At 43.9% G+C, this 14274-nt stretch carries 14 protein-coding genes, 5 tRNA genes and 3 rRNA genes; 21 read left to right on the forward strand and 1 reads right to left on the reverse strand.

Annotated elements, in window-relative coordinates; all coding sequences use genetic code 11:
- Window positions 1-37 precede the first annotated feature (37 nt).
- The 6 genes from F1325_RS00555 to birA all read left to right on the forward strand — a co-directional run bounded on the left by F1325_RS00555 (window position 38) and on the right by birA (window position 5615).
- Window positions 38-2941, forward strand: a 23S ribosomal RNA gene (locus tag F1325_RS00555).
- Window positions 2942-3058: 117 nt separating this feature from the next.
- A 5S ribosomal RNA gene (gene rrf, locus F1325_RS00560) occupies window positions 3059-3174 on the forward strand.
- A 43-nt stretch (window positions 3175-3217) separates the two neighbouring features.
- A tRNA-Thr gene (locus tag F1325_RS00565) sits at window positions 3218-3293 on the forward strand.
- 50 nt (window positions 3294-3343) lie between these two features.
- Window positions 3344-3459, forward strand: a 5S ribosomal RNA gene (rrf, locus tag F1325_RS00570).
- Between the two features lie 162 nt (window positions 3460-3621).
- Entirely contained in the window at window positions 3622-4656 is a 1035-nt protein-coding gene (gene murB, locus F1325_RS00575; RefSeq protein ID WP_109374404.1) for a UDP-N-acetylmuramate dehydrogenase, read from the forward strand.
- The gene (birA, locus tag F1325_RS00580; RefSeq protein WP_109374405.1) at window positions 4653-5615 is read left to right on the forward strand and encodes a bifunctional biotin--[acetyl-CoA-carboxylase] ligase/biotin operon repressor BirA; all 963 of its coding nucleotides are present in this window, start codon (window positions 4653-4655) and stop codon (window positions 5613-5615) included. Before murB ends, birA begins: the two co-directional genes overlap by 4 nt.
- Before the next feature lie 132 nt (window positions 5616-5747).
- Here the strand turns inward: birA and coaA are convergent, their stop codons facing one another.
- Window positions 5748-6695: a type I pantothenate kinase gene (coaA, locus tag F1325_RS00585; RefSeq protein ID WP_109374406.1), complete on the reverse strand. Its 948-nt coding sequence runs from the start codon at window positions 6693-6695 to the stop codon at window positions 5748-5750.
- Between the two features lie 438 nt (window positions 6696-7133).
- Between coaA and F1325_RS00590 the strand changes: the two genes are divergently transcribed.
- The 15 genes from F1325_RS00590 (at window position 7134) to rpsC (ending at window position 14268) form a co-directional block, all read left to right on the forward strand.
- Window positions 7134-7209, forward strand: a tRNA-Thr gene (locus F1325_RS00590).
- Between the two features lie 15 nt (window positions 7210-7224).
- Window positions 7225-7309: transfer RNA gene (locus tag F1325_RS00595), tRNA-Tyr, on the forward strand.
- Between the two features lie 82 nt (window positions 7310-7391).
- Window positions 7392-7466 (forward strand) — tRNA-Gly (locus F1325_RS00600).
- 5 nt (window positions 7467-7471) lie between these two features.
- Window positions 7472-7547, forward strand: a tRNA-Thr gene (locus F1325_RS00605).
- Window positions 7548-7668: 121 nt separating this feature from the next.
- Entirely contained in the window at window positions 7669-8853 is a 1185-nt protein-coding gene (gene tuf / locus F1325_RS00610; protein ID WP_160229880.1) for an elongation factor Tu, read from the forward strand.
- 221 nt (window positions 8854-9074) lie between these two features.
- A complete protein-coding gene (gene bfd / locus F1325_RS00615) occupies window positions 9075-9272 on the forward strand; it encodes a bacterioferritin-associated ferredoxin (RefSeq protein WP_109374371.1) in 198 nt (65 codons plus the stop codon).
- A gap of 77 nt (window positions 9273-9349) precedes the next feature.
- Window positions 9350-9823 carry a bacterioferritin gene (gene bfr / locus F1325_RS00620; RefSeq protein WP_109374370.1) on the forward strand — a complete coding sequence of 158 codons (474 nt, stop codon included), beginning with the start codon at window positions 9350-9352 and terminating at the stop codon, window positions 9821-9823.
- Window positions 9824-10170: 347 nt separating this feature from the next.
- Window positions 10171-10482 carry a 30S ribosomal protein S10 gene (gene rpsJ / locus F1325_RS00625; protein WP_001181005.1) on the forward strand — a complete coding sequence of 104 codons (312 nt, stop codon included), beginning with the start codon at window positions 10171-10173 and terminating at the stop codon, window positions 10480-10482.
- A gap of 32 nt (window positions 10483-10514) precedes the next feature.
- Window positions 10515-11144 (forward strand): 50S ribosomal protein L3, encoded by a 630-nt coding sequence (gene rplC, locus F1325_RS00630; protein ID WP_109374369.1) that lies wholly within the window; start codon window positions 10515-10517, stop codon window positions 11142-11144.
- Window positions 11145-11160: 16 nt separating this feature from the next.
- Entirely contained in the window at window positions 11161-11766 is a 606-nt protein-coding gene (gene rplD / locus F1325_RS00635) for a 50S ribosomal protein L4 (RefSeq protein WP_023583466.1), read from the forward strand.
- Entirely contained in the window at window positions 11763-12065 is a 303-nt protein-coding gene (gene rplW / locus F1325_RS00640) for a 50S ribosomal protein L23 (RefSeq protein WP_004246962.1), read from the forward strand. Before rplD ends, rplW begins: the two co-directional genes overlap by 4 nt.
- A 19-nt stretch (window positions 12066-12084) precedes the next feature.
- Window positions 12085-12909: a 50S ribosomal protein L2 gene (gene rplB / locus F1325_RS00645; protein WP_006535497.1), complete on the forward strand. Its 825-nt coding sequence runs from the start codon at window positions 12085-12087 to the stop codon at window positions 12907-12909.
- 14 nt (window positions 12910-12923) lie between these two features.
- Window positions 12924-13202, forward strand: coding sequence for a 30S ribosomal protein S19 (gene rpsS / locus F1325_RS00650; RefSeq protein ID WP_004246960.1), 279 nt, complete (start codon window positions 12924-12926; stop codon window positions 13200-13202).
- A gap of 14 nt (window positions 13203-13216) precedes the next feature.
- A complete protein-coding gene (rplV, locus tag F1325_RS00655; RefSeq protein WP_006535498.1) occupies window positions 13217-13549 on the forward strand; it encodes a 50S ribosomal protein L22 in 333 nt (110 codons plus the stop codon).
- A 17-nt stretch (window positions 13550-13566) separates the two neighbouring features.
- Complete coding sequence (gene rpsC / locus F1325_RS00660) at window positions 13567-14268, forward strand: 30S ribosomal protein S3 (RefSeq protein WP_023583467.1); 702 nt, start codon at window positions 13567-13569, stop codon at window positions 14266-14268.
- The last annotated feature ends 6 nt before the right edge of the window (window positions 14269-14274 follow it).

Genomic DNA, 14274 nt, shown 5'->3' on the forward strand with positions numbered 1-14274 from the left:
TAAAGTCGTCTTCGAGAGAAACACCTTCGGGTTGTGAGGTTAAGCGAATAAGCGTACACGGTGGATGCCTAGGCAATCAGAGGCGATGAAGGACGTGCTAATCTGCGATAAGCGTCGGTAAGGTGATATGAACCGTTATACCCGACGATTTCCGAATGGGGAAACCCAATATCCAATGGATATTATCATTAACTGAATACATAGGTTAATGAAGCGAACCGGGAGAACTGAAACATCTCAGTACCCCGAGGAAAAGAAATCAACCGAGATTCCCCTAGTAGCGGCGAGCGAACGGGGAACAGCCCAGAGTCTTAATCAATAGCAGCATCAGGAGAACGGTCTGGAAAGTCCGGCAGTAAAGGGTGATAGCCCCGTATCTGAAGATGCTGTTATTGTGAACTCGACGAGTAGGGCGGGACACGTGTTATCCTGTCTGAATATGGGGGGACCATCCTCCAAGGCTAAATACTCCTGATTGACCGATAGTGAACCAGTACCGTGAGGGAAAGGCGAAAAGAACCCCGGCGAGGGGAGTGAAAAAGAACCTGAAACCGTGTACGTACAAGCAGTAGGAGCCTCTTCGTGAGGTGACTGCGTACCTTTTGTATAATGGGTCAGCGACTTATATTCTGTAGCAAGGTTAACCGAATAGGGGAGCCGTAGGGAAACCGAGTCTTAACTGGGCGAATGAGTTGCAGGGTATAGACCCGAAACCCGGTGATCTATCCATGGGCAGGTTGAAGGTTGGGTAACACTAACTGGAGGACCGAACCGACTAATGTTGAAAAATTAGCGGATGACTTGTGGATGGGGGTGAAAGGCCAATCAAACCGGGAGATAGCTGGTTCTCCCCGAAAGCTATTTAGGTAGCGCCTCGTGAACTCATCTTCGGGGGTAGAGCACTGTTTCGACTAGGGGGTCATCCCGACTTACCAACTCGATGCAAACTACGAATACCGAAGAATGTTATCACGGGAGACACACGGCGGGTGCTAACGTTCGTCGTGAAGAGGGAAACAACCCAGACCGCCAGCTAAGGTCCCAAAGTCATAGTTAAGTGGGAAACGAAGTGGGAAGGCTCAGACAGCCAGGATGTTGGCTTAGAAGCAGCCATCATTTAAAGAAAGCGTAATAGCTCACTGGTCGAGTCGGCCTGCGCGGAAGATGTAACGGGGCTAAACTATGCACCGAAGCTGCGGCAGCGATATGTAAATATTGTTGGGTAGGGGAGCGTTCTGTAAGCCTGTGAAGGTGTGCTGTGAGGCATGCTGGAGGTATCAGAAGTGCGAATGCTGACATAAGTAACGATAATGCGGGTGAAAAACCCGCACGCCGGAAGACCAAGGGTTCCTGTCCAACGTTAATCGGGGCAGGGTGAGTCGACCCCTAAGGCGAGGCTGAAAAGCGTAGTCGATGGGAAACGGGTTAATATTCCCGTACTGGTGGTAACTGCGATGGGGGAACGGAGAAGGCTAGGTTGTCCGGGCGACGGTCGTCCCGGTTCAAGCATGTAGGCAGAGTGATTAGGCAAATCCGGTCACTTAATGCTGAGGTGTGATGACGAGCCACTAAGGTGGTGAAGCAATTGATGCCCTGCTTCCAGGAAAAGCCTCTAAGCTTCAGGTTACCAACAATCGTACCCCAAACCGACACAGGTGGTCAGGTAGAGAATACTCAGGCGCTTGAGAGAACTCGGGTGAAGGAACTAGGCAAAATGGTGCCGTAACTTCGGGAGAAGGCACGCTGGCGGTAAGTGAAGTCCCTTGCGGACGGAGCCGAAGCCAGTCGAAGATACCAGCTGGCTGCAACTGTTTATTAAAAACACAGCACTGTGCAAACACGAAAGTGGACGTATACGGTGTGACGCCTGCCCGGTGCTGGAAGGTTAATTGATGGGGTTATCCGTAAGGAGAAGCTCTTGATCGAAGCCCCAGTAAACGGCGGCCGTAACTATAACGGTCCTAAGGTAGCGAAATTCCTTGTCGGGTAAGTTCCGACCTGCACGAATGGCGTAATGATGGCCAGGCTGTCTCCACCCGAGACTCAGTGAAATTGAACTCGCTGTGAAGATGCAGTGTACCCGCGGCAAGACGGAAAGACCCCGTGAACCTTTACTATAGCTTGACACTGAACATTGAGCCTTGATGTGTAGGATAGGTGGGAGACTTAGAAGTGTGGACGCCAGTCTGCATGGAGTCAACCTTGAAATACCACCCTTTAACGTTTGATGTTCTAACCTAGGCCCATAATCTGGGTCGGGGACCGTGTCTGGTGGGTAGTTTGACTGGGGCGGTCTCCTCCTAAAGAGTAACGGAGGAGCACGAAGGTTGGCTAAGCATGGTCGGACATCATGCGGTTAGTGCAAAGGCATAAGCCAGCTTGACTGTGAGAGTGACGGCTCGAGCAGGTACGAAAGTAGGTCTTAGTGATCCGGTGGTTCTGAATGGAAGGGCCATCGCTCAACGGATAAAAGGTACTCCGGGGATAACAGGCTGATACCGCCCAAGAGTTCATATCGACGGCGGTGTTTGGCACCTCGATGTCGGCTCATCACATCCTGGGGCTGAAGTAGGTCCCAAGGGTATGGCTGTTCGCCATTTAAAGTGGTACGCGAGCTGGGTTTAGAACGTCGTGAGACAGTTCGGTCCCTATCTGCCGTGGGCGTTGGAAGATTGAGAGGGGTTGCTCCTAGTACGAGAGGACCGGAGTGAACGCACCACTGGTGTTCGGGTTGTCATGCCAATGGCATTGCCCGGTAGCTAAGTGCGGAAGAGATAACCGCTGAAAGCATCTAAGCGGGAAACTTGCCTCGAGATGAGTCTTCCCTGTCACCTAGAGTGACCTAAAGGAACGTTTAAGACTAAGACGTTGATAGGCTGGGTGTGTAAGCGTAGCGATACGTTGAGCTAACCAGTACTAATGAACCGTGAGGCTTAACCTGACAACACCGAAGGTGTTTTGTCTGAGAGACGAACATCGATGAAGTAAGCTTGTTTAAGATTGAGATTGCTGGTTACTGAGAAAGAAACAACAGTAACGGGTAATGATACCGAATTTGCTTGGCGGCCATAGCGCAGCGGACCCACCTGAATCCATGCCGAACTCAGAAGTGAAACGTTGTAGCGCCGATGGTAGTGTGGGGTCTCCCCATGTGAGAGTAGGGAACTGCCAGGCATCAAATTTAGGCTGTGTCAGCCGGTGACAATAAGCCACTAGTGCTGATATGGCTCAGTTGGTAGAGCACACCCTTGGTAAGGGTGAGGTCCCCAGTTCGAATCTGGGTATCAGCACCATAAAAAATTATTATAACTGCATAAACAGACGGTTATAAATACAGAATTTGCTTGGCGGCCATAGCGCAACGGTCCCACCTGATCCCATGCCGAACTCAGAAGTGAAACGTTGTAGCGCCGATGGTAGTGTGGGGTCTCCCCATGTGAGAGTAGGGAACTGCCAGGCATTAAATAAGACGAGAAAGCCAACCCAATGGGTTGGCTTTTTTGCATTCTAAGACATCTGAAATGCAGATGTAATATCTCCAAACTAATCACCTATCACTTTGCTATCCTCGACGATGCTTGGCTGTTAAACTAAGTCATCAGCTAAATGAGGTAGACTTTCATGAAAGAATCGGTTTCATTGCAAGCATTTAATACATTTGGTTTGAGAGCAAAAGCTCACCAAATAAAAACTGCAAATAATAAAGATGAGCTTTGTACATATTGGCAAAATGCCCATGAGCAGAAATTACCAACTCTTATTTTAGGTGGCGGTAGCAACGTATTATTTACAGAAGATTTTAATGGTATTGTTATTCGCAACTGTATTGCTGGTATTGAAATTACTGAGGATGAACAATATTGGTCTGTTTATGTTGGTGCAGGCGAAAACTGGCATGCACTTATTGAATACCTGTTAGAAAAGAATATCTATGGACTGGAAAATTTAGCGCTGATCCCAGGAAATGTGGGCTCAGCACCAATACAAAATATCGGCGCTTATGGCAAAGAATTAAAAGATGTTTGTGCTTATGTGGATATTATTGAATTAAGTACTGGGCATGTTAGTCGATTGACAAATGAAGCGTGCCAATTTGGTTATCGTGATAGTATTTTTAAACATCATTACCAGCAAGGCTTTGCGATTATTGCTGTTGGCTTACAGCTTAGTAAAAAATGGGAGCCTATCCTTACCTATGGTGATCTATCAAAATTATCATTAGAAACGGTAACGCCAAAAGATGTGTTTGGATCTGTGTGCTCTATGAGAACGAGTAAACTACCCGATCCTACCCTTACAGGTAATGCAGGCAGCTTTTTCAAGAATCCAATTGTTGATATTCGTATTGCACAACATTTAAAAGCAGAATATCCCTTCTGTCCTCAATATGTTCAACAAGATGGTGTAAAACTTGCTGCGGGTTGGCTAATTGATCAATGTGGCCTTAAAGGCCATCAGATTGGTGGTGCGGCTGTTCATATGAAACAAGCACTTGTTCTCATCAACAAAGACGGGTTAGCTACAGGCAAAGACATTGTTAATTTAGCGGCATATATACGCCAAAAAGTCTTCGAGCGCTTCGGCGTACAATTAGAGCCAGAAGTTCGCTTTATTGGTCAACATGGCGAAATCAATGCAGTGGATGCTATTTCATGAAAGAAACACCTACTCCTTTATTATTAATTGAGCTCCTTGCTGACGGAAATATCCATTCAGGGGAGCAACTAGGCGAAAGCTTAGGAATGACACGCGCAGGCATTAATAAACATATTCAGACATTACGCAGTTGGGGTATTGATGTTCAAACTGTCGCAGGAAAAGGCTATCAACTAGATGCCCCTATGAATTTGTTAAATGTGGATAGTGTAAACAAGAACATCAAAGGTGAACCTGCAAGCGTTATTCCTGTTATAGATTCTACAAACCAATACTTAATCCAACGTATTAGCGAATTAAAATCGGGTGATGTCTGTATTGCGGAATATCAGTCTGCTGGACGAGGTAGAAGAGGGCGTCAATGGATCTCGCCTTTTGGTCGAAATTTATACTTGAGTATGTATTGGAAACTCGATCAAGGACCTGCTGCTGCAATAGGATTGAGTTTAGTTGTCGGTGTTATTATGGCTGAAGTATTACAAAAACTTGGCGCAGATGGCGTTAAAGTTAAATGGCCTAACGATCTCTATTTAAATGATAAAAAGCTTTCAGGCATTCTTGTTGAGCTAACAGGAAAAACAGGTGATGTTGCTCATATTGTCACAGGTATTGGTATCAATATCGCGATGAGTAAAAATCAAAATGAAGCCATTAACCAACAATGGATTAATTTAGAGCAAGTTGGTATTAAAATTGACAGAAATGAACTTGCTTGTGAAATTACAAATGCATTAAGAGATGCATTTGTTCAATTTGAAAAACAAGGGTTATCTGTGTTTATCGAGCGTTGGAAACGTTTAGATAATTTTATGGATCGCCGAGTGAAGCTTATTATTGGTGAAAAAGAGATCTTTGGTATTGCCAAAGGTATCAATGATCAAGGTGCTCTACTTTTAGAACAAGATGGGAAAATCATACCTTATATAGGTGGTGAGATTTCACTGAGAAGTGCGTCGTAATACCTTAAATTGCATCGAACATCTAAAACTAAAAAAGCTTTCCTAAACTGGAAAGCTTTTTATTTATCAATACTATTTTTTAATAACTAAAGCATAATAATACGTAGATAAAACACTGATAATTGTTTAGATTTATTTACGTAATCTAACATTAGTGATCGTATGATTTTGGCCTTTGGTTAGAATAAGACTCGCTCTTTCTTTCGTAGGCAGAATGTTTTGTTTCAAATTCAAACCATTAATTTCTTGCCAAATTGAAGACGCTATTTCAATAGACTCTTCTCTGCTTAATTTAGAGTAATTATTAAAATACGATTCAGGATCAGTAAACGCACCTTCTCTAAATTTTAAAAAGCGACTGATATACCAGTGTTTTAGTAATTCTTCTTCAGCATCAACATAAATGGAGAAATCTACATAATCTGATACGAAAACATTATGTGGGTCATGAGGATAATCTTGATTGCTCTGTAATACATTCAATCCTTCAAGGATCAAAATATCAGGTTGTTCAATAACCTGTTTTTTATCTGGAATGATGTCATACACTAAATGAGAATAGACAGGGGCTGTTACTTGTTTCTTGCCTGATTTTATATCAGAAACGAAGGAGACAAGGTTATGCATATCATAGGATTCAGGAAATCCTTTTTTTTTCATTATTCCGCGTTTCTTTAACTCTGCATTAGGTAAAAGAAAGCCGTCAGTAGTAATTAAATCAACTTTACGATGTTCTGGCCAACGGGTTAAAAGTGCTTGTAGCAAACGAGCTGTGGTACTTTTGCCAACAGCAACGCTACCCGCTATACCAATAATGTAGGGGATTTTGGCGCTTCTTGTTCCAAGAAACTGCTCTAAGACGGCTTGACGACGTAAGTTAGAACTTATGTAAAAATTGAGCAATCTTGAAAGAGGAAGATAAATCTCAATTACATCATCAATAGAAATTTCTTCGTTAATCCCTTTTAAATCAGCAATCTCTTTTTCGGTTAACGTTAAAGGAACGGAATCTCTTAACGTTGCCCAGTGCTTTCTGTCAAATTCTAAATAAGGGGTTATAAAGCGTTCTTTGTTATTCATAAGCCAACATCTGCCTAATATTCGCAGGTTGGACAGGCTGTTTAAAACACCCGTATCCGATAAAAAATAAACAGCATCATAACGAGTGATGACTCTTAGGCGTAGATATTTTTTAAATTTTTTCTACTTTTTTTGACACGAACTGAATAAATCTGTAAAAAAAGTATAAAAAATAGTCATGAAAATAATTTTTTAGCGTAGACTAATAAGGGTGTAATCAATCTTTTTTCTAAAAATTTATTGATGATTAATAATTTGGGGACTGGATCGATAAATTAGCTTGCTAATCTATCATGAATTTTTGTTGGCATTTTGGTCGTTTTTTTCCTAAAAAATCAACAATTCAATCAAAAATGAACAAAATCTAAGCAAAAGAACAAATATCGCAATTTTTTTGTTGCATCATGATGAAAGTCCTCCTAGAATGCGCACCACTTAGCCGGCATAGCTCAGTTGGTAGAGCAACTGACTTGTAATCAGTAGGTCCCGAGTTCGACTCTTGGTGCCGGCACCATTAAAAATTAGGTTTGGTGGGATACCCAAGCGGCCAAAGGGAGCAGACTGTAAATCTGCCGTCACAGACTTCGAAGGTTCGAATCCTTCTCCCACCACCATTAATTCCTAACTTAAGTGTTTTCAAATAGTAAACACTTAAGTAGAATACAAAGCTGATTTTAAGTCAGGTAGCCGAGTTCTGCGGGCATCGTATAATGGCTATTACCTCAGCCTTCCAAGCTGATGATGCGGGTTCGATTCCCGCTGCCCGCTCCAGATGTGCTGATATAGCTCAGTTGGTAGAGCGCACCCTTGGTAAGGGTGAGGTCGGCAGTTCGAATCTGCCTATCAGCACCACTCCTTCATGTTCTTGCCTCCCTGATTAAAATCTTAACAAGCACTAGCAAATCGCTAATTTACTTACTGCTTGGTTGATGTGGTGTAACCACCGATTCCGTGTCTTAGAGGGACAATTTAAATGTCTAAAGAAAAATTTGAACGTTCAAAACCGCACGTTAACGTTGGTACTATCGGCCACGTTGACCACGGTAAAACAACTCTGACTGCTGCAATCACTACAGTTTTAGCTAAAACTTACGGTGGTTCTGCTCGTGCATTCGATCAAATCGATAACGCACCAGAAGAAAAAGCTCGTGGTATCACCATCTCTACTTCACACGTAGAATATGACACTCCAAGCCGTCACTACGCACACGTAGACTGCCCAGGTCACGCCGACTATGTTAAAAACATGATCACAGGTGCTGCGCAAATGGACGGAGCTATCCTGGTTGTTGCTGCGACTGATGGCCCAATGCCACAAACTCGTGAGCACATCCTGTTAGGTCGTCAGGTTGGTGTTCCTTACATCATCGTATTCCTGAACAAATGTGACATGGTAGATGATGAAGAGTTACTGGAATTAGTAGAAATGGAAGTTCGTGAACTTCTGTCTCAGTACGATTTCCCAGGTGACGACACTCCAGTAATCCGTGGTTCAGCGCTGAAAGCACTGGAAGGCGAAGCTGAGTGGGAAGCGAAAATTGTTGAATTAGCAGAAGCACTGGATTCATACATCCCAGAACCAGAGCGTGCAATTGACAAACCATTCCTGTTACCAATCGAAGACGTATTCTCAATCTCAGGCCGTGGTACAGTAGTAACAGGTCGTGTTGAGCGTGGTGTTATCAAAGTTGGTGAAGAAGTTGAAATCGTTGGTATCAAACCAACAACTAAAACAACTTGTACTGGCGTTGAAATGTTCCGTAAATTACTTGACGAAGGTCGTGCAGGTGAGAACGTTGGTGTTCTTCTGCGTGGTACTAAACGTGAAGAAATCGAACGTGGACAAGTTCTGGCTAAACCAGGTTCAATCAAGCCACACACTAAATTCGAATCAGAAGTTTATATTCTGAGCAAAGATGAAGGTGGTCGTCACACTCCATTCTTCAAAGGCTACCGTCCACAGTTCTACTTCCGTACAACTGACGTAACTGGTACTATCGAATTACCAGAAGGCGTAGAAATGGTAATGCCAGGTGACAACATCAACATGATCGTTGAACTGATTCACCCAATCGCGATGGACGACGGTTTACGTTTCGCTATCCGTGAAGGTGGCCGTACAGTAGGTGCGGGCGTTGTTGCTAAAGTATTAGGTTAATACCTGATAGATTTATGCATGAAGAGGGCATCATTAGATGCCCTTTTTTGTATCTGTTATTTAGTGAATTTAAATTAAGTCAAACAATTCACGTTCTGTTGCTATATCGCTTTAGGTTTATATAAACCAAGTAAATACACTTAAGCCAAATAAATAGAAATTGAAATCATAATAATTATCATTTACTATTCACTGCGTGAGTCGTTAATGAGGTTGTTATTATGTATGTCTGTCTTTGCCATGGTGTGAGTGATAAAAAAATTATCTCTACTGTCCATAAACATCAAATCCACACTATTAATGAATTACGTCAGATCCTGCCTGTTGGTAGCTGCTGTGGTAAATGTGTACGCCAAGCTCGTCAACTGATCGAAAATGAACAGTCTGCTCTTTACCCTCAAATTTCTGAAGTTGCATAACAAATTTTAAATTTCCTTTCTCTCCTCTTTGTATAAAAGGTCTACACTGAAAAGACTGGAAGCAAAGGAGCATAAAAATGAAAGGTGATAAAAAAATGATAGCCCACCTTAATAAGTTATTAGGTGGAGAGCTAGTTGCAATTAATCAGTATTTCCTGCATGCCCGAATGTTCAAAAACTGGGGACTTACTCGCCTCAATGAAATGGAATATCATGAATCCATAGACGAAATGAAACACGCAGATAAATATATTGAGCGTATTTTGTTTCTTGAAGGAATTCCAAATTTACAAGACTTAGGCAAACTGAATATCGGTGAAGATGTTGAGGAAATGCTACGTTCTGATCTTGAATTAGAATTAGGTGGTGCCAAAGATTTACGTGAAGCAATTGCTTACGCAGATTCTATTCATGACTATGTCAGTCGTGATCTTATGCTAGAAATCTTAACTGATGAAGAAGGGCATATTGATTGGCTTGAAACCCAGCTCGAACTTATCGAACGCTTGGGGCTTCAAAATTATTTACAAGCCCAAATTATCGAAGAGTAACTCACTCACAATAAAAGAATGATTTACTTTCTTCTATAAATTATTGAATGCTTTTTGAAGCAAAGGTAATGAAGGTTGCCTTTGCTTTTTTTATTTTAAAAAGGTAAAACGAATTTTTATCGCTGATTTTTTATTCTTGGCTTGATTTCATCACTCAGGCAAGTATAATGCGCAGGCTCACTGATTTAGTGGGGCTGATTAATCAGCTAATGCAGATTTTATATTGCATTAATATAATACTCCCAATTGGGGAGTTATATGCAGAACGATTACACTCTCTCATCAATCGAAATGGGTACGAGTAGTGATCATTTACGTTTATAAAAAATAGTTGGAGCTCTGGTCTCATGCAGAACCAAAGAATCCGTATCCGCCTGAAAGCTTTTGATCATCGTCTGATTGATCAATCAACTGCGGAAATCGTAGAGACTGCTAAGCGCACTGGTGCGCAAGTTCGTGGTCCAATCCCACTGCCGACTCGCAAAGAGCGTTTCACAGTGTTGATTTCTCCGCACGTTAATAAAGATGCGCGTGATCAGTATGAAATTCGCACTCACAAACGTCTGGTTGACATCGTTGAGCCAACCGAGAAAACCGTTGATGCTCTGATGCGTCTGGATCTGGCTGCCGGCGTAGACGTGCAGATCAGCCTAGGTTAATCAGGTCATCAAGCGATTGAGAGGTTGAAACAATGATTGGTTTAGTCGGTAAGAAAGTAGGAATGACTCGTATCTTCACTGAAGATGGCGTTTCAATCCCTGTAACCGTTATCGAAATTGAAAACAACCGTGTTACTCAGATCAGAGATCTTGAGAAAGACGGTTATCGTGCCGTTCAGGTGACTACTGGTAGCAAAAAAGCTAACCGTGTACTGAAGCCTGAAGCAGGTCATTTTGCTAAAGCTGGTGTTGAAGCTGGCCGCTTACTACGTGAATTCCGTCTGAATGAAGGCGAAGAATACACTGTAGGTCAAAGCATTAGCGTAGAAATTTTCGCTGACGTTAAAAAAGTCGACGTTACTGGAACATCTAAAGGTAAAGGTTTTGCTGGTACTGTAAAGCGCTGGAACTTCCGTACTCAAGATGCTACCCACGGTAACTCCTTGTCTCACCGTGTTCCGGGTTCTATCGGTCAGAACCAGACTCCGGGTAAGGTGTTCAAAGGCAAGAAAATGGCAGGTCAACTGGGTAACGAACAAGTTACCGTTCAGAGCCTGGAAGTAGTACGTGTTGACGCTGAGCGCAACCTGCTGCTGGTCAAAGGTGCTGTTCCAGGTGCAACTGGCAGTGACCTGATCGTTAAACCAGCTGTCAAGGCGTAACGTCGAGGAGATAGGAATGGAATTGGTAATGAAAGACGCGCAAGGCGCGCTGACTGTTTCCGAAACTACCTTCGGGCGTGACTTTAACGAAGCGCTTGTGCATCAAGTAGTCGTTGCATACGCTGCTGGTGCTCGTCAAGGTACTCGTGCTCAGAAAACCCGTGCTGAAGTTTCTGGTTCAGGCAAAAAGCCTTGGAGACAGAAAGGTACAGGTCGTGCACGTTCAGGTTCAATCAAGAGCCCAATTTGGCGCTCTGGTGGTGTTAGCTTCGCAGCTAAACCACAGGACCACAGTCAAAAAGTAAACAAAAAGATGTACCGTGGTGCTCTGAAGAGCATTCTGTCTGAACTGGTACGTCAAGATCGTCTGATCGTCGTAGAGAAGTTCTCTGTTGAAGCTCCTAAAACTAAGCTTTTAGCACAGAAACTGAAAGATATGGCTCTGGAAGATGTTCTGATCATCACTGCTGATGTAGATGAGAATCTGTATTTAGCAGCACGCAACTTATATAAAGTTGACGTACGTGATGCAGCAACAATCGACCCTGTTAGCTTAATCGCCTTCGACAAAGTCGTCATGACTGCTGACGCTGTGAAGCAAGTTGAGGAGATGCTGGCATGATCCGTGAAGAACGTCTGCTGAAAGTACTGCGCGCGCCGCATGTATCTGAAAAAGCTTCTATCGCGATGGAAAAATCAAACACCATCGTTCTCAAAGTTGCTAAAGACGCGACCAAAGCAGAGATTAAAGCAGCTGTACAAAAACTGTTTGAAGTCGAAGTTGAAAGTGTTAACACTCTGCTGATGAAAGGCAAAGTGAAACGTCACGGTCAGCGTATTGGTCGTCGTAGCGACTGGAAAAAAGCTTACGTCACCCTGAAGGAAGGCCAGAATCTGGACTTCGTCGGCGGCGCTGAGTAAGTCGGAGGAGTAAAGAACAATGGCAATTGTTAAATGTAAACCTACGTCTCCGGGCCGTCGCCACGTAGTTAAAGTGGTAAACCCTGAGCTGCATAAAGGGAAACCTTATGCGCCATTGCTGGAAAAGAACAGCAAGTCCGGTGGTCGTAACAACAATGGTCGTATCACTACCCGTCATATCGGTGGTGGTCACAAACAGGCTTACCGTATTGTTGACTTTAAACGCAACAAAGATGGTATCCCTGCGACAGTAGAACGTCTGGAATATGATCCAAACCGTTCAGCTAACATCGCTTTAGTGCTGTATGCTGATGGTGAACGTCGCTACATTCTGGCTCCAAAAGGCCTGAAAGCGGGTGATAAAGTTCAGTCTGGCGTTGATGCTGCTATCAAAGCGGGTAACACCTTACCAATGCGTAATATCCCGGTTGGTTCTACAGTTCATAACGTAGAAATGAAACCAGGTAAAGGTGGTCAGTTAGCTCGTTCAGCTGGTACTTACGTTCAGATCGTTGCTCGTGATGGTGCTTATGTCACTATTCGTCTGCGTTCTGGTGAAATGCGTAAAGTTCCTTCTGATTGCCGTGCAACTATCGGTGAAGTTGGCAACTCTGAGCACATGTTACGCGTTCTGGGTAAAGCTGGTGCAAGTCGCTGGCGTGGTATTCGTCCTACCGTTCGCGGTACTGCGATGAACCCAGTCGATCACCCACATGGTGGTGGTGAAGGTCGTAACTTTGGTAAACACCCAGTAACACCTTGGGGCGTTCAAACCAAAGGTAAGAAGACTCGTAAAAACAAACGCACTGAACATTTCATCGTTCATCGTCGTACTAAGAAATAATTAGAGGATAAGCCATGCCACGTTCTCTCAAGAAAGGTCCTTTCATTGACCTGCACTTGCTGAAGAAGGTAGAGAAAGCGGTGGAAAGCGGTGACAAAAAGCCTGTTAAGACTTGGTCCCGTCGTTCAACGATCTTTCCTAACATGATCGGTTTGACCATCGCTGTCCATAATGGTCGTCAGCATGTTCCAGTTTACGTTTCCGACGAAATGGTTGGTCACAAACTGGGTGAATTCGCGCCGACCCGTACTTATCGCGGTCATGCAGCCGATAAAAAGGCTAAGAAAAAATAAGGTAGGAGGAAGAGATGGAAACTATCGCTATGCATCGCCACGCTCGTTCTTCTGCTCAGAAGGTTCGCTTAGTAGCTGACCTGATTCGCGGTAAGAAAGTGTCGCAAGCTCTGGAAATTTTAACCTTTACCAACAAGAAAGCTGCTGGTTTAGTGAAGAAAGTACTGGAGTCTGCTATTGCTAATGCAGAACACAACGATGGCGCTGACATTGATGATCTGAAAGTAGCTAAGATCTTTGTTGACGAAGGTCCTTCTATGAAGCGCATTATGCCTCGTGCAAAAGGCCGTGCAGATCGTATTCTGAAGCGCACCAGCCACATCACTGTGGTTGTGTCTGATCGCTGAGACTCTGGAGACTAGCAATGGGTCAAAAAGTACATCCTAATGGTATCCGCCTTGGCATTGTCAAGCCTTGGAATTCCACATGGTATGCGGGTACCAATGAATTCGCTGACAACCTAGACAGCGACTTTAAAGTACGTCAGTACTTAACTAAAGAACTGGCTAAAGCATCTGTATCTCGTATCGTTATCGAACGTCCTGCGAAAAGCATCCGTGTGACTATTCACACTGCTCGCCCAGGCATCGTTATCGGTAAAAAAGGTGAAGATGTTGAAAAACTGCGCAAAAACGTAGCGGATATCGCTGGCGTTCCTGCGCAAATTAATATCGCCGAAGTACGTAAACCTGAACTGGACGCAAAATTAGTTGCTGACAGCATCACTTCACAGCTGGAACGTCGTGTTATGTTCCGTCGTGCTATGAAGCGTGCGGTACAGAACGCTATGCGTTTAGGCGCTAAAGGTATTAAAGTGGAAGTAAGTGGTCGTTTAGGCGGCGCTGAAATCGCTCGTACTGAATGGTATCGTGAAGGTCGTGTACCTCTGCACACTCTGCGTGCAGATATCGACTACAATACCTCAGAAGCACAAACCACTTATGGTGTGCTCGGCGTTAAGGTATGGATCTTCAAAGGTGAGATCCTGGGTGGTATGGCTGCAGTTGAACAGGCGGAAAAACCGGCTGCTCAACCTAAAAAGCAGCAGCGTAAAGGCCGCAAGTAAGGAGAG

This window comes from Proteus columbae, from assembly GCF_009914335.1.
GTDB lineage: Bacteria > Pseudomonadota > Gammaproteobacteria > Enterobacterales > Enterobacteriaceae > Proteus.